This is a genomic window from Brevibacillus sp. BC25 (genome assembly GCF_000282075.1).
GTDB lineage: Bacteria > Bacillota > Bacilli > Brevibacillales > Brevibacillaceae > Brevibacillus.
Genome location: NZ_AKIX01000015.1, coordinates 1 through 23,466 on the forward strand (window position 1 = coordinate 1; position 23,466 = coordinate 23,466).

The following is a 23,466-nucleotide window of genomic DNA, read 5'->3' on the forward strand; positions in this document are numbered from 1 at the left end:
CGCCCCCCCCCCCCGCTGCAACTGCCCCTCTATTTATCAAATCGTGTGTTTTGTTAACCTCAGCTCTTTAATAACACAATCACAGAAAGTTATAACTTTAGTTAGCGGAAAATTTAGATTGATTGGCATAGCGTTATATTTGCCCGTTGTAAAACATTCTTTCTTATCCGTTGATGGAACGCCGTGTGCGATGAAAGTCGCCTGCACGGTGTAGGCTCGAACGAAGACTCTCACATTTAGTAGGGAATAAGTCGGGAATAGCTATGAATTGATTGCCAGACCTGCTCAAATTTTGCAACCAGCTGGACTTGCGATTAGCCAAGCAAACGTCATCGTTAAGTATGGTGAGTATACGTATTGGTCGTATACCCCTTCATCGAATGACCTTGTTTTAGTTGTCGTCGCATTTGATTCCAACAATCAGGAAGTCAAACGCTGGGAAGTTCCGGGTTATAGGTATACAATCGACATTGGGATCGATAACCAAAATAAAACAGTGGTGTTCTACATGTGGCAAAAGGTAGGAGTCTTTGAAAACGGTTCTTATCCGGTTTCGTTTACCTGGGAACAGTTGAAAATCAACTAATCCACCATCAACGGCCCCCGGGTTAATCCCGGGGTATTTTTCTCACCAAGTTGGGGAATTTCCTACTTTCTTCAATTACCGTTTTGTTAAAATGACCACTTTCAGTGCTGCATTACAAATCGCTTCTTGTACCGTCATCCCAGTGCCGATCTTCTGGACAGACACATCATCAAAGTCTGCTTGCCAAGCTCCCATCCCATCACCTTCGTTGCCAGCGTTTCTATGATTTGTTTTTCGGTCATTGTCATTATCCACCCAACCCTATTTTCATCGGCTCCAACACTTCCCTTGTGTCCACATCTACAATCTGCCACTTGCAAAAGCTGTCGGCGTGCCACCTAGCTACATAATAAACGTGCCTGAAGTCGCTCCAATGAGTAGCTTCCTAATACTCTCCACATCATCATACGGATAGGCGCACGGATTGTAGTTCCTGTTATGCTTCAGAAACGACTTAGTCTCCTTGTTTTGAACTGCGTATTTCTTCGGCAATTTGAGCTCCCTTTCATTAGCCATCATCGTACTTTCTACAGCTAACAAAATGTCTTCGATTTCCTTTCGGATAGGTCGCTAACCAGCAGCCCACATCTTGATCCTGACTTCTTCCAGCATATCGGGAGGTAATCTCCAACCCTTTTTTGCATCTTCCGCGCTAGCTCAAGGAAACATATCATTCACCCCTGATTTTTGTTTGGAAAGAAACTCGGTAGTTTCTTATGTCTGTCGCAAGCGTTGACGGTTACAGGTGCCAGTCTATCGCTCTTGCCCTTCTTCGTGAACACCGTCCCTTTCGTCGTAGCCTTTTCGGTGCATCCGTTGTAATTGCAGTTCTGATAAGATCGATAAGTTGCCAACTTGTCGTTTCCCACCCGGTTTTCATTACTGTGATATAATGAAAATAAAAACAATGGGGTGTATTGTTGAAAAGACAGTTTTTGATGATTGTAAGTGATGTAACAAAACCACAAATGGATAGAGTCACCGAAGTAGTAAAAGATTTTAACGAATTTATTGACTTGATTCCAATTGAGTCTAAATCTGATGGAGGCTATAGCCTATACATCGATATTCAAAAAGGCGATGTTGCTATAACAGTCTCAGATACACGAACATTCCTGAGAAATTGGTTTAAGCCTTTAAAAATAGAATGTGATTCAAATCCACGAGACTTTTATTAAAAAGTCTTTTTTAAATACACATTTTGTAAAACTATATCCCCTCTTGTTCCTAATACTGATGTACAGTAAGATTTAGGAAAAACCATTAGGGAGTGGAAAAATGGTCACTTGTTACTTGAAATATGTTATTGATCCATATCAGGTAAGTGTTTTTGAAGAATATGCAAAGATGTGGATACCTCTTGTCAACAAGTTTGGCGGACATCATCATGGCTATTTCCTTCCTCATGAAGGTGCTAATAATATTGCTTATGCCTTATTTAGTTTTCCTAGTTTGGCAGAATATGAAGATTATCGAAAGAAAATACTGGTCGATGAAGATTGCCAACTTGCCTTCTCACTCGCAGAGCAAACAAAGTGCATCATCAGTTACGAGCGAAGTTTCTTGCGTCCGGTGTTTGAATAATTTTCCTTCAACCTTGTCCATCCTTAGATAGGATGGGCTTTTTTATATAATGAGCATTTTGTATCCATCCGCTATATGCCGGGCAGCAAGAAGATTGTCTGCTGCCCCACTTGATCAGCTGCCACAGGATTGATCCAGATAACTTCTGTTCTGATGCGCCCCATTTCCTCCAAAGCTACCCTTCTCATCCTCGTCAAGTCGAGCAACTGCGTCTCTTCTGTTTACAATCTCAAGGACAGCGCAAACGTCACGGGCCACAAACCAAGGTTTTCCTTCCTTTACCACTACTCGAATCTGTTTATCTTGATAGTTAAAATGAAGTGCCTGCAGGTCGTTTAGGAGGCTCTAAAAGAGAAGGGAAAACCTTCTGTCCGCGTAAGAGTGGCTTTCTTTTTTGCGTTCGTACGAGATCGGCGCGGAAATACGAAAAATCGCTCAGAGGATCATCTATCCCTTGAGCGATTTTTCGTATTTCAACGATATAAAATGATTGATTCCAATTTTTTGAGCTCTCTTTAAAGGGACAGGCTTCCCGCTGTATACTTGGAACCCTAATTTCTGGTATAGCTTCATAGCGGGAATATTCGTATCTGCTACTTCTTCAATGAGAAATTGTTCATACGGGGTATTCTCAATAATATGGCGGAGAATCACCATTGCCGCTCCCTGCCCTCTGAATTCGGGAGCCGTTCCGACGAAATCGATTGAGCATTTGACGGGAGAAGGATCTGCCAGTGTAGCTTCAAATTCTTTTTTCAAAAAGAGTCCAGCGAGGGTGCCTTTATAGAGTCCCAGATGCTTTCGCAGCTCTTTTGGATTTAGTTTTACCGAATGCGCAGTGCTATCCGTGCATGCGGCCATGCCAGCTACTTTGTGATCGTCCGTTACCGCCACATAAAATTGATTCAAAACGAACATGTGAGCAAAAGCTCTTGCAATGATTTCCTTGTCATTAGAAAAAAAGCCAAGCCACTGTGTGAATCCTTCCGCAAAAATCTGAGACATTTGCTCTCTTGCATCGAATTCTAATCGATCCACCCTGATCACTGTAAACATGTACGGTTACTCTCCTTCCTTATACAGAAAAGAAGTGAGGATAGAGGGTGAAGGCATCTTGAAGCTGTTTTTTACCATCATTTTCATCGCAGCTAGCCCGTGAAGTGTCGAATAGAAAAATACGACCATTTCATCCGAGTCCCCCGAACGGAATTCGCCAAGCTTCTGACCTTTTTTGATAAGTTTGGCTGTAGAGCGGAACATGTTGTCGCTCAGCCGTGCTACCTCGGTTCGTTTCTCGTTTGTCCCGCCTCCCGAGTGAAACGATTGCGCCATCAGTATCAGCAAATTTGCAAACTCTTCGCCTGTCGTCATGTCGTTGTGAATTTCTTTCACAAACTGATCCAATGCTTGTTTGGGCGAAACAGCTGACTCGAAAAAATCAATGTTCTTCTGCATGCCCGCAAGTGCGAAGTCCACCAGTTCGTCAAACAAGGTCTCTTTTGATTTGTAATGCCGATACAAAAGTCCGATGCTGATGCCAGCTGTATCCGCGATGTCCTGGACATTCGTAGAGCCGAATCCTTTTTGAACGAATAACTGCATGGCTGCTGATTGTATTTTCTGTTTGGTTGCGTTGCGCATTTGTTCGTATTGTTCTTTGGTGCGGGGCATTGGGGGACCTCGTTTTTTTGAGTGAGTTTTTATTCATTATAAAAGCGTGAGTTTTGAAAAGCAATCTTTTACAGCTCGGTACATACAAAAAAACGGCATCTCTGCCGTTTTTCGTTGCCCCTATATTATTTATTTAATCTAGTCCTTTGCAGTATTCAGCTCAGCTTCGATCTGGGAGTTTTTCGACGACTCACCCATGCGCCAGTAAACGAGGAGGCTTATGGCAATACAAGCTGCTACATAGTAATAGAAGAGAGATTCGTTCCCGATGCTTTTGAACCATAGCGCGATGAATTCCGCTGTTCCTCCAAAGATCGCAACAGTCACGCCATACGGAAAGCCTACGCCCAGAGCGCGAATTGCGGTAGGAAACATCTCGGCTTTCACGATCGCATTGATGGACGTATAGCCAGTAACAATGATAAGACCAGACAGCATCAGCAAGAAAGCGACATATGGGCTAGTCGTTTGTTCTAGGAGCAAAAACATCGGTACGGTCCACAATGTTCCAAGAATACCGAAACCAATCAACAGCGGGCGCCGTCCAATTCGGTCGGACAGCATACCAGCAAGCGGCTGCAATACGACGAATACGAGCAATGCGGCAAAGTTAATCCAGCTGACTACTTCTTTCGGCATTCCTACCGTAATCACCATGAATTTTTGCAAATAGGTCGTGTAGGTATTAAAGGCGATAGTTCCCCCAAGCGTAAGGCCGACAACTGCCAGCACCGCCTTCGGATGCTTCATCAACTCTCGAAGCGTACCCGCCTTTTCCTTGTTTTTCGACTCCATTTTGGTATACTGCTCTGATTCGTCCATACTGCGGCGCAGCCACAACACGGCTACTGCCCCAAATGCTCCGATGATGAAAGGAATTCGCCAGCCCCAAGCCATCATGGCTTCTTCCGGGAGTATTTGCTGCAGGATAATTTGCACACCCAATGCTAACAACTGACCACTGATCAGCGTGACGTACTGGAAGCTAGAATAGAACCCTCGACGACCACTCGAAGCCATCTCGGACAAGTACGTGGCAGATGTTCCGTATTCCCCTCCAAGCGAAAGACCTTGGAGCAGGCGGGCAAGAACGAGAATAATAGGAGCAAACACGCCGATGGTTTCATAGTTTGGTGTTACGGCAATCACCAGAGAACCACCTGCCATGATGGTGACAGACAGCGTCAGAGCGGCACGGCGCCCATGACGGTCAGCGTAACGGCCCAGGAGCAAGCTCCCGATCGGTCTCATTAAAAATCCAATAGCAAAAACAGCCGCAGTATTCAGCAACTGGCTGGTAGCGTCTCCCTTTGGAAAAAACTGAGACGAGAAATACACCGCAAATGCTGCATAGACATACCAGTCGTACCATTCGATCAGGTTCCCCAGTGAACCTTTAAAGATGTTGCTTGTGATGCGCCGCGTATTTTCACGATCACTCGATGGCTTCATTGCTGCCCCCTCCTTATGTTTGACCCGAATCCATTCGCAATTGGGATAGTTTAACCGCTTTCAAATGAAACAATACTTTTCTCGAGAATGTACGGCATCGTTTGCTTTGAAAGGGTTTACATATTTACCTGAATGGATTTTCGAAGAACTGTTTTTATTCTAAGTTGTTTGTTTTGCTAGAATCTATTGAATACTTCCAGATGTGCAAAAACAACATCCGAGCTGCCGAAAAACCCAGTTGAGTTACATTGATTTTTTGTCCGGATCGGGCTACCCTTTTCCATAGGGAGGCGGCTGTTATGACAATCACTATGCTTCTGGGACTGCTTGAAAACATCTCTGTAATTGCAGTCATCGCCCTTATCATCGGCCAACTAGATTACTTTCGGAACATCATGTATGGGAAAAACAACTGGATGCGGATCGTGATCCTCTCTACTCTGTTCGGGTTCCTGTCGGTAATCGGAACGGAGAATGGGCTACGGGTCGATGACGCACTCGCCAATACGCGCATTGTCGGTGCCGTCGCTGGCGGGTTGATCGGGGGGCCTGTCGTCGGCTTTTTTGCCGGCCTTATAGGAGGTATTCATCGCTACTCGATAGGTGGATTTACCGCATTCGCCTGTGCCATCTCGACCGTAATGAACGGCTACTTGGCCGGGATCGTAAGCACGAAAATGAATATGCTGCGTCTGAAATGGCAGCATATCATACTGATTGGCCTTACAGCCGAGCTCATTCAAAAAGTTTTGGTGCTTCTCATGGCCAAGCCTTTTTCTGCGGCACTCGAACTGGAAGTGAAAATTGCGATCCCGACCACAATTATGACCATTGCAGGACTGTTGCTTTTCACGCGCGTTTTCCAAAATCTCAAAATGATGCAAGACCAGTCTGGTGCATTAGGGGCAAACCTGGCCTTGTCGATTGCAAGCCAGACGTTGCCTCATCTGCGGACAGGGCTAAATGAGCACTCTGCGAAAAAAACTGCTGAACTGATCCGTGAAATGGCCAGGGTGGATGCAGTCGCCATTACCGACCGCGAAAAGCTGCTCAGCGCAAAAGGTCATGAACTGGAAAATCATGTGCAGAAAGAAACACTGTGCGCACAAGTAGCGGAGGCTGTTTTGACCCGCCCTACAGGGGTATGGATCGACAAAGATTTTGCTCTTTCGCGTCCGCCTCGCCTAAAATCGATCAGCGCCGCACCGTTGTATCATCAAAACCAGAAAATCGGGACGTTGCAATTCTACAATAAAACCTCTTCCTCCAAGACGTCCCAGACCAACGAGAAGCTAGTGGACGGCCTCGCTAAGCTGCTGTCAGTTCAAATTGAACTAGCGGAGATCGAGCACCAAGCGAAAATGCGGAAGCAGGCTGAAGTGAGCGCCCTACAAGCACAAATCAACCCCCATTTTCTGTTCAACACCTTGGGGACGATTATGTCCTATTGTCGTACAGACCCTGATCAGGCGAGAAACTTGATCGGTCATTTAAGTGACATCTTCAGGCGCAATTTGAAAAGCAAGGGAAATCATCACAGCTTGCAGGAAGAACTGGACGGAATCAAGTCGTATTTGGAAATCGAGAAGGTCAGATTTAGCAACCGATTAAAGGTGAACATGGAGATCGACGAATCTCTGCTGGAGCGCAAATTGCCTGTCCTGACTTTGCAGCCGATCGTGGAAAATGCCATTCACCATGGACTTTCCCCAAAAGTTAGCGACTGTCTGCTCACGATTCGAGTGGAACCGTACGACCAAGAAGTGAAAATCAGCATCGAAGACAATGGAGTTGGAATCAGTGAAGAGCGTTTGGCCGAAATCTGGAACAGCCAATCGAAAGGGATCGGCCTTGTCAATGTCCATTCACGGCTTCGATCCATTTATGGCAAAAAATATGGCCTCACGATTCAAAGCAAGCCTGGTTTGGGAACAGTAGTATCCTTTGTCGCTCCGTTATCCGCATTTGAAAAGGAAGTGCATCCAGATGCTCCTGAAAACGATCATCATTGACGACGAGCCAGCCATTTGTTCCGAATTGGAATATTTGCTGAAAAAATATATTGATATCCAAGTGGACGCAATCTATACCAATCCCTTGGAAGCATTGCCTCATATGATCAATTCCGAGCCTGATTTGCTCATGCTCGATATTCAGATGCCCGGGATGAATGGGCTTGAATTTGCCAAAACATTGAATCAGATGTCCAATCCCCCATTGATCGTTTTTTCGACTGCCTATCATGAACATGCTCTGGAGGCTTTTTCCACGCTTGCTGTGGGCTATTTGACCAAACCGATCATGGAATCGAAATTGGACGATGTGATCAAAAAAGTGAGGACACTGAGGAACCGATCGGCCATGAATAACCGCACCGCAACAGTTCCCCCGCTGGAAGAGCATGTCTGCATCCGGAAGACCAACAAGATCATCCCGATCCCTGTAGGGCAGATTTACTTTGCTTTTGTGCGGGAGAAAGATTTATATGTTGCGACAAAAGAGAGTATCGACAAGTGCGACTTGTCCTTAAATGAGCTGGAGGAGATTTTGAACCGGTCCCGCTCTTTCTTTCGAAGTCATCGAAACTATATTTTGAACGTGAAGCATATTAAAGAAATCATTCCGTGGTTTAATAATACGTATTTGATTAAGATGAATGATGACAGTCAGACGGATATTCCTGTTAGTAGGGGGAAAATGAAAGCGTTTCGGGGTTTGATGAATTTGTGAGTTTGTGCAACGAATGATGAGGGGAGCGGGAAGAGACTAGCTTTTTTCGCTCCTTTTTTCAGCGAAGTGCGGCATTATTCAAGTTCAAAGGATGGCTACTTAAAGCTATACGCTTTCCGAAACCTCCGTCGGACTGGGCGATTTGTTGTACAAAAGAGACAGAAAGAAAAAACGGCATCTCTGCCGTTTCCGTAGTTCCTGTATGGTAGGCATAGTGGGATCGAACTGCTGACCTCTACAATAGCACTATGAAGAGGCGGTTTTGAGGAAAAAGAAGCTTTTTAGCATCCAGTTAAGCTTTCTAATACTCATTTTGTATGGGACTTTCACAAGTTCCACATTCCTTAGGATAATTATCAAACTCTACCTTACCAGTTTTTAAATTTACTACTTTTGCATGATCGTATTTATTCGCAAACTCAATTGCTTCTTTCTTTGTACTGAAGTCTTTTAGATGCTTATCATACTGGTATACACTTGAGGGTTTATTATCCCAAATACCTACGTTTGGATTTACTACTTCTGCCTGATCCAAATTTTTTGCAAATTCGATCGCTTCATTTGCTGTATAAAAAGCGTCTACAGAACTACCATTTTGAAGAACAATAAACTCCTTTATATCACCTTCAACTGCTTCTGAAGAACTATTGGTGTTAAAATTGCTGTCTTGTTTATTCGTTTCTTGTTTAAGTGCTTCTGATGCATTTTGAAATGATTCCTCTACCGTGGGGAGATATTTTTCAGAAAGACCATGTGTGATATATATACTTAGGTCCTCATTTTTTCCTTTTGGTAAGGTTAATTCAACTCTTCTTCCATCAAAAGTGATTTCTAACTCATAGAAATTAGATAGTTCCGTTTCGAAGTCGAAATTACCATTTTCATCGGATTGAAACAACCCAATAATCTTCCCAGTTGCATCCATTACTTTAATCTCAGCATCACGTGCTCCAAATACATTTGCCATATATGGCCCAAATATACCTTGTCTCTGCTGCTGGTTTATAAAAGTAAATCCCTTTTCAGCTAAATATTCTGGTTTGAAATCACTCGAAAAAGTCAATGTTCCAGAGAAGTCTTCGTCATCGTCTTCTTCAATCATTGTCAGGAATTGTTTGGAAAAGTTAGAATTGTTCTTTGTTCCTGCTACTTCTTGATACAAATAAAACCAAATGAAAATACAAATTCCTATAAGTGAGAAAAGTATTGTACTCATCACCATTTTTTTGAACATACATTGCCTCCGACTAGCCAATGGTATCATTTAATTATCGGTAGTTATTACAAATATATTAAGTTACATATTACATCTGCTTGGAAAAAAGAAAATGAATTATTTTTTACTTGCATTTGATCGTTGGTAGAAACTCAATATTATTATTAGTAAAAATTCTATTATTGACTATTTAGCTGGCATATGTTAGCATATAAATATTCATGGGGCCATAGCTCAGCTGGGAGAGTGCTTGACTGGCAGTCAAGAGGTCAGGGGTTCGATCCCCCTTGGCTCCACCATAATTTAGAACTCACAAGTCACCTGTAAAAGGTGGCTTTTTTTAGTTCTTACAAACCTAAAGTCCAGACAAAAAAAGCCAACCGATCCACCCGGTTGGCTTTCCTCTTTTCCCTATCAATCTACTATCTCACCGTCACCACAATTGGTGTCTTCTTCCCACCATACTGCACATAAATCGTCGCTTTACCCGACCCTGTTGCCTTGATCACGCCGTCTTTCACATCGGCTACCAACAGACGAGAAGTGGTCCAGAGAGCTGGCTTGGAGACATTTTGCTCAGAGCCATCCATGTACGTCGCGATGGCGCTCACTTGCTTCACTTCGCCTTTGCTCATCACGAGCTGGACGACATCTGTCTTCAAGTATTTCAACATATCAACATCGACTGGGATGGACACGCTCTTGTCGTTGTATTTCGCTGTAACCGTCGTTTTGCCGTAGGCACGTCCTGTAACGAGACCTTTGGTTACGTCAGCTACCTTGTAGTTGGTTGTCTTCCAGTCAGCCAGATTGGTAACATCCATGGTGCGGCCATCAGAGAAGGTAGCTGTCAAGTTTACTTGTACGTTGCTGTTCGACTTTGTAGATACAAAGCGCTTGTTTGCTTCCAGCTTGGTCACGATTCCGACTTCTACCGGGATGGTGATCGATTTGCCGCCGTATTTCGCGGTGATCGTCGCACGTCCGTTTGAGAGACCTGTTACGCGGCCGTTTACCACATCCGCTACTTTCAGCGAGGACGAGGACCATTCTGCATCGTTGGTCACATTGTCCGAATTGCCAGCGGAGTCTGTTGCGCTCAGCTTGATCTCTTTTGATTCACTAACATTCAGGATCATCATGCGAGGATCGACAGAGAGATTGGTCGCTTGGTCTACTTCTACCGCAATCGTAACCGACTTGCCTTCGAAGGTACCTGTTACGGTCGTTTTCCCTGCTCCTGTCGCTGTGATCTTCCCGTTCATTACTTCTGCTACAGCTGCAGAAGCCGTGCTCCATGTCGCTGTATCTGTTACATCCTTGTTCGTTCCATCTGCGTAAGCTGCAGTCAGCTTAACGGTTTCGGACTTGCCATTTCCAAGCACGATCTTTTTCTTGTCTACGGTCAATGTCTGCATGACTCCGACCGATACGGAAATGTTCACTGTGCGTGTTCCGTATGTTGCTGTTACAGTCGCTGCACCTGTTGACACACCAGTGATCAAGCCTTGACGCACGCTTGCTACATTAGGTGCACTGGATGACCAAACGACTTTTTGTGTGACATCTTCAGCAGGAGTGCTTCCATCTGGATACGAAGCTGTTACCTTTACTTGTTTCGCGCCACCGACAGGGATTGCTACTGTCGTGGTATCTGCGGACAAGTTTTGCGGTACATCTACATCGACAACCAGTGTCGCTGTTTTTCCGCCGTATTTAGCAGTTACATTCGCCGTTCCAGCCTTGTAGGCGGATACGGTCTTGCCGCTTGCAAATACGACATCTGCATTATCCGAAGACCACTCTACTTTTGAAGTGATATCTTCACTTTTACCGTTTGCGAAGGACGCGTTTACAGTTACGTCTTCCGTTTTTCCGCTTTTCATCTTCAGGAAAGCAGGAACGATATACAAGGAACGAGGTACTTCTACATCTACGCGTACCTGAACCGATTTGTTTCCGTATTTCGCAGTAATCACCGCTTCACCGGACTTCACCGCATGGATTTTCCCGTTGCTGTAATACGCAACGTCCTCGCGATCGGAGGACCATTCGGCCTTATCGTTCACGACTGTGGAACCGCCGCCATTGGCATAAGTTGCTTTCAGCTCAATGTCTTCTTCCTTGCCCACATTCATGAAAATGTTTTGCTTGTTGAGTTCCAATTTTTGCGTTGTATCCACATCGACTTTGATCGTCGCTGTTTTTGTTCCATACTTCGCCGTAATGGTTGCTGTACCTGCGCCATAAGCCTTGATCGTGCCTTTGAGCGCATCGGCTACAGCGGTATTGTCTGAAGACCATTCAGCCTTGTCGGAGACGTCTTCCGTTACACTTCCATCCGGGAAAATGGCCTTGAGCTTGATTTTTTCTTCGCCGTTCAGCAAGAGTGAAACCTGGTTTTTGTTTGGCTCCAGTCTGTGGGCAATCTCGACGTTTACAGAGATCGTTGTCGTCTGGCTGCCAAACTTCGCTGTCACGGTACCAGTTCCTGAATTCAAACCTTTGATTGCACCGTTGACTACAGTCGCAATCGCCGGATTATCGATGGACCAGTCTGCTTGGGTCGTTACATCTTCTGTTGTCCCATCGCTGTATACAGCTGTCAGCTTTACATTTTCCGTGCTGCCAATTCTCACGTTCAACGTTTGATCTTCTGTTGTCAGTGCCTTTACCTTTTTGGTTACATTCACACCCACTACGACAGGCTTACCCATGTAAGTAGCGGTAATGGTAGATTTCCCTACCGATTTGGCTGTAATCTGCCCCGCATATACAGAGGCTACATCCGCATTTTGCGTGGTCCATTCTGTCTTGACGGTGACGTCTTCCGTTTTTCCGCTCACATAAATAGCGGTAGCCGTCAGCTTAGTAGAGTCTCCATTTTCCAATGTTACCTCGTTCTTGGACAGAACGAGTCGGCTGATTTCATCGGCAGCCAATCCTACCCCTGCGTTTCCAGTCCCCACTAATAGCAGGACGGCCAGAAACAAGAGCATCGTTTTTTTCCAGAACATTAACTAGCCTCCCTCGCAAGTATGAAATTTGCTGATCTTCGAAACCATTCCACCATTACTATATCGGCAAAGAGCAAGAAACAATTTACTAGTTTTTCGTGTCAGGCATGTGTCAAGCTTTGTAACTAGACCTTATTTCAAACGTCTAAATAAAGAGAGAGACTACGAGGGAGATTTCGAAAAATGAAAAATCGAACGACAAACGTACAGCGTCCTTGCTGGCATGGGATATTCATAGTGTTGGGGATTGTCATGCTGCTCGGTCTAATATGGTCGGGCTACAACTGGTACCGCATCGAACAGACGATTGAGAAAGCCAAAGCCCAACACGCAACCGTCGGCATTGTCCTCGGTGCAGCGGTCTGGGGTGAGGGACCTAGTCCTGGTCTGCGCGAACGTCTGGAGCAGGCGGCGACCCTGTATGAAGAAGGTTATGTATCGAAGCTGTTGGTCACAGGCGGCCTCGGTGAAGGCAAAACGATCACGGAAGCTGCTGTGAGCAGAAATTATTTGGTGGCCAAGGGAATTCCCGAAGAGGACATTTTGCTAGAAAGTAAGTCTACCAGCACATACGAAAACCTGCTGTACGGCCAGCAGGTCTTGGAGGAACATCATATTCAAGACGCCCTGATCATCAGCCATGACTATCATTTGGCCCGTGCAATGATCATGGCTGATTCACTGGGAATTGTCGCCTCGCCTGTAGGGACGACGTCACACGTCCTGTTTGGACCGTATCATAAGGCGAGAGAAGTACTCGCCCTCACGCATTGGGAGCTCTCTCGCCTCTGGACTCACGTGCTAGGTACGGTGGTTCTCGCGTAAAATTTCATATACATCGACAAAATGGCGGATTCGCTCCATGATGCGAGCCGCTTTTGTTTGTTCGATCCGATTTCCATTGGAGATAGACAAATGCTCTTGCAGTTCATTCAGCGCGTAGTTTGAAGTAAACAGCGTAGGCAAATGGTTGTTTGCCCGCTGATTCAATATAACCCCCAAAATCTCGTCCCGAACCCATGGCGTCAAGTTCTCCGCACCGATATCATCGAGGATCAGTACAGGCACTTCTTTCAGTAGCTCCAGCTTCCCTGCGTACGATTGATCCGAGATAGAATCCTTCATCTCCCGGATAAAGTCCGGTACATAAACCAGCAAGGAAGCAACGTTGCGCTCCGAAAGCTCACGACCGATTGCTCCCATGATGTAGCTTTTTCCAACACCGAACGGACCGTGCAAATAAAGTCCTTTTACCCGCTCGCCTGTTCCGACTTTTTCACAAAACTGAATCGCGGCATCTACGGTAGCCAAATTCCCGGAGTCAATGACCAAGCCCTCAAAGCTCGCGTTCAAAGTCTCTTCGGAAACGTAATAACTGCGCATCAATCGGCGGCGGCGAATCTCTTCCTCGTGCGACAGTTGCTTGGAACAGGGCGTCATCGAGCTGATAATATGTTGGTGAGCCAGCTCCAATTGAGTGCTATGCCCCTTGACCAGATTCGGGCACTCGCCAAGACCCGGACAACGCTCACACCAATACTGCTCCTTGACTGCCGTATAGATGTTGGAGAGCGAGCGAAGGTAATCGTCTCGAGTCAATGCGGGATGCTCTTGTTGAAATGCTTTTAAATATGCTGACGAACGAAACATTTTATCTAACTGCTGATCCGGTGTCAGCAACTGACGCGGTGTTCGTTTGGCGAGCTCTTGCATGAACTCACTGATAGATTCCACGTTCCCTCACACTCCTTATTTCCGTTTTCGCAAGGTTTCCAGTCTTTTCTGCAAGTCTGGAAAATCCTGAATGGACTGTTTCTTTTCAGCGTCCGTTGCGGTTTTCTCCTGCGACAGCTGCCACTCGACAGATGCTGGCAGCTTGTCCTGCAAGATAGCTCTACCGTTGCGTCTGACAGGAGCAGATTCCTTCTTGCCCGTTTTTGCCTTCTCGGCTGTTTGTGCCCGTTGATCAGCACGTTCGAGGATCTGTTTAACTGCCTCGTCAACTGTTGCGATCCGCTTCGCTTTCCAGCTATCACGAATCGTCTCCATGTACGCTTTTGGCAGCTCCATTTGCATGCTGGCTAGCGTATGGAGCAGCAGCGCATTGACGACTTCCGGCTGCATCCCATCCGCAAATACAAGCGTTTCAGCACGTTCCAAAAACACCTTACTGATTCTGCCACCAACGACCTTTTCCAACAGGGTCACCGGAGATAGCTGGCGACAAGCACGGATAAAGGCTTCACTGCCAGGCTCAGGCAAGCGACCAGGTCCCCAGCCATCCTCTGTCATGTCAGTTGCAGGCGCCGTTCGGTATAGCTTGTCTTCCGTGTAGCGTTGTACCAAACGCTTGCGCAAAACTTCTCCGTCCAAGCTCCGATCCGATTTGTACAGCGTCCAATCACGCAGCTCCTGCCCCATCCCCCAGCTGTCCAGCTGATAGAAATGGCACAGCGAGAACAACAGCTCCATGCTCTTGCCTTCCAAAACTTTGACCGAGTCGGCATTATCCGGCAAGTACAGGCGCAAGGACGATACGCTCAGCGAGTGGTTGACCTGTGCCTCATAGCCAGATTTCATCGGCGCTTGCGGGAAGCTGGTGTCCATCTCGGTTAAAAATTGGTCTCGCTCCGACCCTTTTTTCACTTCCAGCTCCGATTGTTTCAACGACTGGAACACATCATGGAAATCTTTCGTGACGTTTTCCACAATGGAGTATTCTTGATCCAACTGACTGCCAAGAGTATCTGCATAATGCTGGCGCAGTTGCGAATAGCGAACATTTTCGATTTTGTTTAACAACATCAACGACAGTACATAGTCTGCAAAAAACTCAGCCGGACTAAGCGGCGGTTTGATTAAGTACTCGTAATAATAGTCACGCTGCTGATTTTCCCTGCGGCGCACCTCGACTAGCCCGATTGCCTCCAGACGTTCACGCGCATCCAATAGCCGATCCAAAGAAAGCGAAGTCGTCAGCATCAAACTGCGATGGGTCCCCTCCGAGGAGGCTCCGCTCACCTCCTGCACGCCATGGACGAGCAGTTGGTAGAAAGCGTACGATTCGACACCGATGATCGGCAAATATAGCTGCGTAACAAAGCCCATTTCGGCAAAGCCAATCGGTCTTGCCATCCGCACCAGATAACGATCCTTCGGCAACAACTCGTTCCAAACTAAACGACGCATCAGATCTTTCCTTCCTGACAAAATTCGATTCTTTTATTATAGCACGACTCCCCATTCATTCGCGGAAAAATCAGCTGGAAAGCCAAAGAAGCCCTAGCGGATCGGCCGCAAGAGCGAGTGAGAAGTTGCGAGTCTGGCAGAAAAAAGCTTATCTATTCTTTTGGAAACGAGCTATTTCGCGCTTGAGCCAATAGCTCCTCCAGCTCTTTCATAAATACATTGATATCTTTGAATTGGCGGTATACAGAGGCGAAGCGTACATATGCGACCTCATCGACATGGTATAAACGCTCCATGACCTTCTCCCCAACGTCATTGCTTTGGATCTCTGCTTGCCCGCAGCTGCGCAATTCTTTTTCAATGTCGTTCACTACATTTTCAAGCACTTCCAACGGTACGGGACGCTTTTCGCAAGCACGCACTAATCCGCGCAATATCTTGTCTCGACTGAATTCCTCGCGTGTTCCGTCCTTTTTCACAATTAACAAAGGTGTTTCTTCTACCATTTCAAAGGTAGTAAAACGGCGCTCGCAGGCTTCGCACTCGCGGCGACGACGAATGGATTTATTATGATTGAAAGGACGTGAATCCAGGACTCTAGTCCCATTATATTCGCAAAATGGACAACGCATATCAGAATCAACTCCAATACTGACAATACTTGTCTACAGTGTCCCTCATATTCCTGTCAGAAGTCAAGTCAATCCTTGTACCTATTTAAAGCATAAGTCGAATGGAGTACAATTATGGTACTGTTGGAGGGATAGTCATGCGTTTAGTATCTTTAAAGCACCTACAGCCTGGAATGAAATTGGGACGTACGGTCTTCACAGATGATGGAAAGGTGCTACTTGGAACCGGTATGCAATTAACGGAACGACTCATCACCGGATTAGAGCGAGCTGGTGTTGATTCGGTGTATATCGATGATCCCCGTACCAGTGACATCGTTGTGGAAGAAGTGATTCGCCCACAAACTAGACAAGTAGCTGTGGAAGCCATCGAGAAGACGATCAAACAAATTACAAACTCAAACAAGCTGGCCCGGAAAATTTCCTTAAAAGAAATGGGCCTTCATTTTCAGCGTGCCTTTAGTTCTATTTTGGACGACCTGATGCAAAACAAGCAAATGGTTGGACATTTGACGACGATCTCTTCTCATTCGCCATCCTTATACCATCACTCCGTGAATGTGGCCGTGCTGGCGACTGCTGTGGGCATGTCTCTGGGCTACAATCGCACACAGCTCATAAACCTAGGCGTAGGCGCCATGCTGCACGATATCGGCAAAATAAGCCTGCCTGAAGAGCTGTTGCAAAAAACAGAGCGTTGGACGGACGAAGAGAAGGAAATCGCCAAACAGCACACGATGCTTGGCTTTAACTTGTTACGAAAGCAGCATGACATCTCGCTTATGTCAGCACACGTCTGCTTGCAGCACCATGAACGGCTAAATGGAAGTGGCTATCCACAGGGATTATCCGGCAAGCAAATTCACGAATTCGCACAAATCGTCGGTCTCTGTGATATTTATGACTCATTGACTTCCCCACGTCCATGGCGCAAGCGGTACATGCCACAGGATGCTGTCGAGTACCTCCTAGGCTCTGGCGGTACGCTATTCGAGCATCATCTAGTAAATGCCTTTATCAAGCACATTGCTATCTTCCCGATTGGAAGCAGCGTCGTTTTGAATACTGGTGAAGTCGGGGTAGTGAGTCGGGTTGATCCAGACTATTCACATCGTCCCACTGTACGGGTATTAAAGGACGGCCGAGGAAACGATGTTCCTACCCCTTATGACCTCGATCTCAAGGCGAACATCCGACTGTTCATTGTCGGCTTTGAAGATGATGATCTGTTTAACGTGAACTCATTAGATGAATCTCCTACCTCATCGTAAATACGAAGCAACCAAAAACCCCTTTGCTCGAAATCGGCAAAGGGGTTTTGTTTATGCTGCTTATTTTACACCAACGGCAGCTGCTTCTTTTGTTTCAGCTTGATTGTGCTGCTCAGATACGTGGCGAACCAGGTCTACGACGCGGCAGGAGTAGCCCCACTCGTTATCGTACCAAGCAATCACTTTCACCTGATTGTCTCCCATTACCATCGTAGACAGACCGTCGATGATCGAGGAGTGATCGTTGCCATTGAAATCGCTGGATACGAGCGGCTCATCGCAGAACTCGAGGTAGCCTTTCATGCTGCCTTCGCTCGCTTCACGCAGGACGCGGTTTACTTCGTCCAATGTAACTGGCTTCTTCGTATTGACCACCAAGTCTACTACAGAAACGTTTGGAGTCGGTACGCGCAAGGAAAAACCGTTTAGTTTGCCATTCAATTCTGGCAAAACGATTCCTACTGCACGAGCAGCTCCTGTCGTCGTTGGAATGATGGACTCGCTAGCTGCACGTGCACGACGCAGGTCTTTATGCGGATTGTCGAGATTCACCTGATCGTTTGTAAACGAGTGAATGGTAGTCATGAGACCTTGTTCGATACCGAATGCATCGTTGAGCACTTTTGCCACAGGTGCGAGACAGTTGGTTGTGCAGGAAGCATTGGAGATAATGTGATGATTGGCATGGTCGTAGGTGCCTTCGTTTACACCCATCACAATCGTAACGTCTTCTTCTTTCGCTGGTGCTGTAATCACAACTTTTTTCGCACCGCTTTGCAGGTGCTTGCCAGCACCTTCGCGATTGTTGAATTTACCTGTAGCCTCTACAACGATCTCGACTCCGAGGTCACCCCAAGGCAGCTTCAGCGGATCACGGTCAGACAGTACAACTGTTGCTTTTCCATCTACGATAATCTTGTTGTCTTGGACTTCCACTTTATTTTGCAGGCGTCCGTGGATCGTGTCATATTTCAACAAATGTGCAAGCGTCTCCGCTGGATAGCTAGCGTTGATTGCAACGATTTCAATGTTGGGGTCCTGAATAGCGCGGCGGAATACCATGCGGCCAATACGTCCGAAACCATTAATACCGATTTTAATTGTCATATATAGAAACCCCTTTCGAATTGAGTTACGCTTATCTGATACTTTTATTATAATAAGTATGACACAATTATCAATGTGTTTTACTGAAAAATAAATATTTGGACGATTTACCCTACCCAAAAAAAAGAGGAAAAAGCCGCTCTCTTATCAGCAAGAGAAGCGGCTTTTCATGATTTTTAACGTAATTGAAAGTCGTATATATTTTTATAACGATCATGATAATAGAGCACTCGCTGGACATATTGACGGGTCTCCCCATATGGAATGTCCTCAATCGTCTCGCGAGTTCCGTTCCATTGCTCACTCGCGAGCCATCCGTTTACTTTGCCCGGACCGGCGTTGTAGGCTGCAATGACTTTGACGATATCGCCATCATAGCGGGACAGCAAAAAATCGAGATACCATGTCCCAATCTCGATGTTCATGACGGGGTCGTACAAGTATTCGCTGTCCTTTGGACGGAAGCCTGCCTCCTTGACGATCCACTGCGCTGTATCCGGCATGATTTGCATGAGCCCGACCGCACCTTTTTTCGAAACGCGATCTGTCGCAAACCCACTCTCGGAACGAATGACGGCTAATACCAAATAAGGATCCACCTCATATTTTAGTGCAGCCGTCACAATCTGTTGCTCATATTTGATCGGGTACATCCATTTCCACACCAATGGCGTGTTTAGCAGCAGAAATACACTCGCCAAAACGAGCAAAATCAATGCTGCACGTTTGCCAAAACTCATGATTGACGCTCCGATCGAATCGCGGCCAATACCGCCTCCACTTGACGCTCGGTTTCTTCACGCGAACCAGAATTATCGATCAAAAAGTCTGCGCCCTGCTTCTTCTGATCAATGGGAAACTGCGCCCGCAGTCTTTTTCGTGCTTGTTCTTCTTCCAATTCGTCGCGCTCCAGCATTCTCGCCAATTGCATCTCGTAGGGCGCATAGACGACCACGATTTTTTCTACCATATGCGTAAGCTTGCTCTCATACAGCAGAGGAATGTCCATAAAGACGATCTCGGCTCCATTCGCTTCTGCTGTTTCGGCCTCTTCCCGCATGACGCGGCGTACCTCGGGATGGACGATGGCGTTCAGCTTTTGACGCTCGGACTCGTCCGAAAACACGATCTCACCTAGTTTTTTCCGATCAATCTGACCATCTTCCAATAGGATTTCTCTTCCAAAATGGCGCACGATCGCTTCATAGGCCAGTTTACCTGGTTCTACAACCTCTCTGGCGATCTGGTCAGCGTCAATGACAGGAATTCCGCGCTCTCGAAGCATACCTGTAACCGTGCTTTTCCCAGTGGCAATTCCGCCTGTTAATCCTAGTATCATGCCCATCCTCCTCCCTTGGTCGAACTGATATAACTGCTTTGTGAAAAACTTCTCGAAGTTAGTTACTGGTTCTTTTGGCAATCGGGACAAATATGCGTCCCTCTGCCGCCGACTACAAACCGAATGATTTCGGCCCCGCACTTCGTGCACGCCTCATCTTTTCGTCCATAAACTAATAGCGATTGCTGGAACATTCCCATCTCGCCCTGTCCGTTCACATACGACTTGATGGAGCTACCACCTTGTTCTACCGCTTCTTGCAAAGTAGAGACGATGCTTTCGTGCAGTCGGATAACTTCTTTATCTGTCAGCTTTCCTGCTGGTTTCTCCGGATGAATGCCTGCTTTAAAGAGTGACTCGTCCACATAAATATTCCCCAGTCCTACAATACATTCCTGGTTTAGGAGAAGCGGCTTAATTTTTGTTGACCGTCCTTTTAACAATTTCCCCAAAACTTCGGGAGTAAAACTTTTATCTAGCGGTTCTACCCCCAGTTTTGCCAAAGGTCCGACGGTTGTTTCCTTCCCCTTAGGGAACAGATCCATCGTCCCAAACTGACGAACATCCCGATAACGCAGCTCTGTTCCGTCCGTAAAATGGAAGACGACATGGGTATGCTTCTCAACGGGATCATCCGCCTGATACACGCCGTAGCGCCCTTCCATACGCAGATGGGACACGAGCACATCCTCGTTTAAGAAAAACTGAATGAATTTTGCCCGCCGTTGGATATCCTGGATGGTTTGTCCCACCAAGAGAGATTTGAAAGCTTCCACGTCATCTGGCTGACGCACAATACGCGCCAAATGAACACTTACTCTCTCGATCGTTTTTCCCATAACCAAGCCACGCAGAGTCCGTACGACGGTTTCTACCTCAGGCAATTCTGGCATATGCCCTCCTCCTCTCGCTGTCTATCCATCTTATGTTCTAGGCATGCCTACTTCGCATCGTACCAGGTACGTCCGTCACTGACATCCACCTTGAGTGGCACGTTGAGGGACAGCGCACTCTCCATCACTTCTGGCACCAGCTTGCGCATGACCTCCAGCTCATTTTCTGGCACTTCAAATACAAGCTCATCGTGCACCTGTAAAAGCATGCGGCTAGCGAGACCTTTCTCCTCGATTGCCTCCTGCATGCGAATCATCGCCAGCTTGATCACATCGGCAGCAGTACCCTGGATCGGTGTGTTCATCGCAGTACGCTCGGCAAACGAACGCAGGTTAAAGTTGCTGCTGCGAATATCAGGCAGGTAGCGACGGCGGTTCAACAAGGTCGTCACATAGCCATCCGCCTTCGCCTGTTGGACAATCTCGTCCATCCAGCGCTTCACACCGGAGAAGACATCAAAGTAACGCTCAATGAAGTCCCCGGCTTCTTTACGGGTAATATTGAGGTTTTGCGACAGACCGTAGTCGCTGATGCCGTATACAATCCCGAAGTTGACCGCTTTTGCCTGACGGCGCATTAGCGAGGTCACTTCTTCCTTACTCACACCAAATACGTCCATGGCGGTGCGGGTATGAATATCCATTCCTTTTTGGAAGGCGTCAATCAAATTTTCGTCTTGCGAAATGTGGGCCAAAATCCGCAATTCAATCTGGGAATAGTCGGCCGCCAGCATGTACCAGCCGTCCTCCGACGGGATAAACGCCTCGCGAATCTTGCGTCCTTCTTCCATGCGGATCGGGATATTTTGCAGATTCGGATCCGTACTGGACAGACGCCCTGTCGCCGTAGTCGCCTGGTTATAAAGCGTATGCACCTTGCTCGTCTTCGTATGGATTTCCTTGGTCAAGCCCTCAATATACGTAGAGCGGAGCTTACCGAGCTGACGGAAGATCAGGATCGCATCGATGATCGGATGGTACGGAGCGAGCTTCTCCAATACATCCGCACTGGTAGAAGGACCTGTTTTGGTCTTTTTCAATACAGGTAGAGACAAGCGGTCAAACAAAATCTCACCCAATTGCTTCGGCGAGTTGATGTTGAATGCCCCACCCGCCAGCTCGTAAATCTGATCTGTCAGACCCGCGAGCTTTTGGTCCAAGTCTTCCCCCATTTGCACAAGGCGTTCACTGTTTACCTTGATGCCTTGCTTTTCCATGAGAGCCAGTACCATACTCAGCGGGGCTTCCAATTCACCGAGCAGTTTTTCCATTTCGTTTTCCGCCAACTGCTCACGCAATACAGGTACGCTCTGCCAGATTGCAGCCGCTTTATGCGCCACATGCTCGCTCAGCACGTCCATTTCAGGAACAAGACGTTTGGCACCCTTGCCGTACACCTCTTCATCTGACAATACTCGTGTCTGTGCGTATTGGGCCGCAATGCTATCCAAGGTTGGGTTGCTCTCAGCCGCATTCAGCAGGTAAGAAGCGAGGTACACATCAAAGCTGATGCCTTTTATCGCCAAATCATGCCAAGCGAGTCCAACCGTGTCTCGCTTGCCGTCAAATACCCACTTCTCCTTCGTCGGATCAGCCAGCCACTCACAGAGTGCCTTCCATTCCTTAGCTACGTCCCACGGAACGAACATCACCGTATCTTCCACAGCCAGTCCAATTCCGAGGAATGGCGCATGGTGATAGTTTTCCCCGTCCATTTCGATGTAAAGAGCCATTGGCGAAGTCAGCTTGGACTCGTACGCCGCTTTGTTTTCCTCTGCAATCATCTCAAACGAAAACGGCTTGGCGTCTGCTTGTCCGCTTCCATCTACTGGCTGTGCCACTTTGATCTTGGACAGCAGCGATTTGAACTCCATCTTTTTAAAGAACTCGCTTAGAGGTACACCCTCATAGCCTTCATAGCCAGTCTCTTGCACATCCAGCTCCACAGGCGCTTCACGCAAAATGGTTGCCAAGGCTTTACTCATGTTCGCCTTGTCTACATTCTCACGCAGGTTCTCTTGCAGCTTTTTGCCTGACACTTTATCGATGTTTTCCAGTACCTGCTCAACAGAGCCGTATTCGTGCAGCAGCTTCAAAGCTGTTTTCTCCCCAACACCAGGGACACCTGGAATGTTGTCGGACGAATCCCCCATCAAGCCTTTCAGATCAATTATTTGCAGCGGCTTAAGGCCGTACTTTTCGTGAATTTCTTGCGGAGTGTAGAACTCGATTTCACTTACACCCTTGCGCGTCAAAGCGACGGATACATGCTCAGACACGAGCTGCAGCATATCTTTGTCTCCGGTAATGACAGTCGTTTTCCAAGCTTGCTCATCTGCCTGCTTCGTCAACGTACCGATAATGTCATCCGCCTCGTAGCCTTCTAGCTCGAAGCGTTTGATTGAGAAGGCATCCAACAGCTCCCGAATCAGTGGAAACTGTTCAGACAGCTCCGGCGGAGTTTTGCTGCGTCCCCCTTTGTACTCTGCATACTCGCTATGGCGAAACACGACTTTTCCCGCGTCAAAAGCAACCATGATATGCGTTGGCTTCATTTCCTCCAACACTTTTAACAGCATAGTCGTAAAGCCCAGCACTGCGTTCGTATGCAGTCCTGCCGATGTAGACAATAAAGGGAGCGCATAAAACGCCCGGTTCGCAACACTGTTTCCGTCAATCAACACAAAATGACTCAAGGAATTCGACCCCTCTCGTTACAAAACTACTATCTTTAATCGTAACATAGGGCAAACATCAAAGCCAAGCCGTAGATATGGCG

20 protein-coding genes, 1 tRNA gene and 1 pseudogene are annotated in these 23,466 nt (G+C 46.9%); 8 read left to right on the plus strand and 14 right to left on the minus strand.

The window, feature by feature from the left end:
* The first annotated feature begins 268 nt into the window (after nt 1-268).
* The 3 genes from PMI05_RS03255 to PMI05_RS03270 all read left to right on the plus strand — a co-directional run bounded on the left by PMI05_RS03255 (nt 269) and on the right by PMI05_RS03270 (nt 2,170).
* Nucleotides 269-586 (plus strand): hypothetical protein, encoded by a 318-nt coding sequence (locus tag PMI05_RS03255; RefSeq protein WP_007717182.1) that lies wholly within the window; start codon nt 269-271, stop codon nt 584-586.
* Between the two features lie 920 nt (nt 587-1,506).
* On the plus strand, nt 1,507-1,764 hold the full coding sequence (locus PMI05_RS03265) for a hypothetical protein (RefSeq protein WP_039960157.1): 258 nt from the start codon (nt 1,507-1,509) through the stop codon (nt 1,762-1,764).
* Nucleotides 1,765-1,864: 100 nt separating this feature from the next.
* Complete coding sequence (locus PMI05_RS03270; protein WP_007717186.1) at nt 1,865-2,170, plus strand: NIPSNAP family protein; 306 nt, start codon at nt 1,865-1,867, stop codon at nt 2,168-2,170.
* Between the two features lie 231 nt (nt 2,171-2,401).
* On the opposite strand, the pseudogene PMI05_RS31745 reads toward PMI05_RS03270, so the two are convergent.
* The 4 genes and pseudogenes from PMI05_RS31745 to PMI05_RS03285 all read right to left on the minus strand — a co-directional run.
* Nucleotides 2,402-2,455 (minus strand): annotated as a pseudogene (locus PMI05_RS31745) (hypothetical protein); the annotation flags it as partial.
* A gap of 162 nt (nt 2,456-2,617) precedes the next feature.
* The gene (locus PMI05_RS03275) at nt 2,618-3,226 is read right to left on the minus strand and encodes an N-acetyltransferase (protein ID WP_007717190.1); all 609 of its coding nucleotides are present in this window, start codon (nt 3,224-3,226) and stop codon (nt 2,618-2,620) included.
* 6 nt (nt 3,227-3,232) lie between these two features.
* Entirely contained in the window at nt 3,233-3,841 is a 609-nt protein-coding gene (locus PMI05_RS03280; protein WP_007717193.1) for a TetR/AcrR family transcriptional regulator, read from the minus strand.
* A 138-nt stretch (nt 3,842-3,979) separates the two neighbouring features.
* Nucleotides 3,980-5,293: an MFS transporter gene (locus PMI05_RS03285; RefSeq protein ID WP_007717195.1), complete on the minus strand. Its 1,314-nt coding sequence runs from the start codon at nt 5,291-5,293 to the stop codon at nt 3,980-3,982.
* A 299-nt stretch (nt 5,294-5,592) separates the two neighbouring features.
* Here PMI05_RS03285 and PMI05_RS03290 point away from each other — a divergent pair, with 299 nt between their 5' ends.
* Together PMI05_RS03290 and PMI05_RS03295 are read left to right on the plus strand one after the other, a co-directional pair.
* Nucleotides 5,593-7,305, plus strand: coding sequence for a LytS/YhcK type 5TM receptor domain-containing protein (locus tag PMI05_RS03290; protein WP_007717198.1), 1,713 nt, complete (start codon nt 5,593-5,595; stop codon nt 7,303-7,305).
* Entirely contained in the window at nt 7,280-8,023 is a 744-nt protein-coding gene (locus PMI05_RS03295; RefSeq protein WP_007717200.1) for a LytTR family DNA-binding domain-containing protein, read from the plus strand. The genes PMI05_RS03290 and PMI05_RS03295 overlap by 26 nt, the downstream gene beginning before the upstream one ends.
* 301 nt (nt 8,024-8,324) lie before the next feature.
* On the opposite strand, the gene PMI05_RS03300 is transcribed toward PMI05_RS03295, so the two are convergent.
* Nucleotides 8,325-9,257, minus strand: coding sequence for a hypothetical protein (locus PMI05_RS03300; protein ID WP_007717202.1), 933 nt, complete (start codon nt 9,255-9,257; stop codon nt 8,325-8,327).
* Between the two features lie 205 nt (nt 9,258-9,462).
* Between PMI05_RS03300 and PMI05_RS03305 the strand changes: the two genes are divergently transcribed.
* Nucleotides 9,463-9,538: transfer RNA gene (locus tag PMI05_RS03305), tRNA-Ala, on the plus strand.
* A gap of 123 nt (nt 9,539-9,661) precedes the next feature.
* On the opposite strand, the gene PMI05_RS03310 is transcribed toward PMI05_RS03305, so the two are convergent.
* Nucleotides 9,662-12,256, minus strand: coding sequence for an Ig-like domain-containing protein (locus tag PMI05_RS03310; RefSeq protein WP_007717204.1), 2,595 nt, complete (start codon nt 12,254-12,256; stop codon nt 9,662-9,664).
* A gap of 183 nt (nt 12,257-12,439) precedes the next feature.
* Between PMI05_RS03310 and PMI05_RS03315 the strand changes: the two genes are divergently transcribed.
* Complete coding sequence (locus PMI05_RS03315) at nt 12,440-13,081, plus strand: YdcF family protein (protein WP_007717209.1); 642 nt, start codon at nt 12,440-12,442, stop codon at nt 13,079-13,081.
* Here the strand turns inward: PMI05_RS03315 and dnaI are convergent.
* From dnaI to nrdR, 3 genes are all read right to left on the minus strand, one after another.
* Nucleotides 13,058-13,990, minus strand: a complete 933-nt coding sequence (dnaI, locus tag PMI05_RS03320) for a primosomal protein DnaI (protein ID WP_007717211.1) — start codon at nt 13,988-13,990, stop codon at nt 13,058-13,060. The two genes, PMI05_RS03315 and dnaI, sit on opposite strands and share 24 nt — an antisense overlap.
* 15 nt (nt 13,991-14,005) lie before the next feature.
* Nucleotides 14,006-15,445, minus strand: coding sequence for a replication initiation and membrane attachment family protein (locus PMI05_RS03325; RefSeq protein WP_007717213.1), 1,440 nt, complete (start codon nt 15,443-15,445; stop codon nt 14,006-14,008).
* Nucleotides 15,446-15,597: 152 nt separating this feature from the next.
* Nucleotides 15,598-16,077: a transcriptional regulator NrdR gene (nrdR, locus tag PMI05_RS03330; RefSeq protein WP_007717214.1), complete on the minus strand. Its 480-nt coding sequence runs from the start codon at nt 16,075-16,077 to the stop codon at nt 15,598-15,600.
* A 137-nt stretch (nt 16,078-16,214) separates the two neighbouring features.
* Between nrdR and PMI05_RS03335 the strand changes: the two genes are divergently transcribed.
* A complete protein-coding gene (locus PMI05_RS03335) occupies nt 16,215-17,348 on the plus strand; it encodes an HD-GYP domain-containing protein (RefSeq protein WP_007717216.1) in 1,134 nt (377 codons plus the stop codon).
* Between the two features lie 60 nt (nt 17,349-17,408).
* Here PMI05_RS03335 and PMI05_RS03340 read toward each other — a convergent pair whose 3' ends face one another.
* The 5 genes from PMI05_RS03340 to polA form a co-directional block, all read right to left on the minus strand.
* Nucleotides 17,409-18,455, minus strand: a complete 1,047-nt coding sequence (locus PMI05_RS03340) for a glyceraldehyde-3-phosphate dehydrogenase (RefSeq protein ID WP_007717219.1) — start codon at nt 18,453-18,455, stop codon at nt 17,409-17,411.
* A gap of 176 nt (nt 18,456-18,631) precedes the next feature.
* Nucleotides 18,632-19,195 (minus strand): lytic transglycosylase domain-containing protein, encoded by a 564-nt coding sequence (locus tag PMI05_RS03345; protein WP_007717222.1) that lies wholly within the window; start codon nt 19,193-19,195, stop codon nt 18,632-18,634.
* Nucleotides 19,192-19,800, minus strand: coding sequence for a dephospho-CoA kinase (gene coaE / locus PMI05_RS03350; protein WP_039960162.1), 609 nt, complete (start codon nt 19,798-19,800; stop codon nt 19,192-19,194). Before coaE ends, PMI05_RS03345 begins: the two co-directional genes overlap by 4 nt.
* A 56-nt stretch (nt 19,801-19,856) precedes the next feature.
* Nucleotides 19,857-20,687 (minus strand): DNA-formamidopyrimidine glycosylase, encoded by an 831-nt coding sequence (mutM, locus tag PMI05_RS03355; RefSeq protein WP_007717226.1) that lies wholly within the window; start codon nt 20,685-20,687, stop codon nt 19,857-19,859.
* A 47-nt stretch (nt 20,688-20,734) separates the two neighbouring features.
* Nucleotides 20,735-23,383 (minus strand): DNA polymerase I, encoded by a 2,649-nt coding sequence (gene polA, locus PMI05_RS03360; protein ID WP_007717227.1) that lies wholly within the window; start codon nt 23,381-23,383, stop codon nt 20,735-20,737.
* Nucleotides 23,384-23,466: the final 83 nt, after the last annotated feature.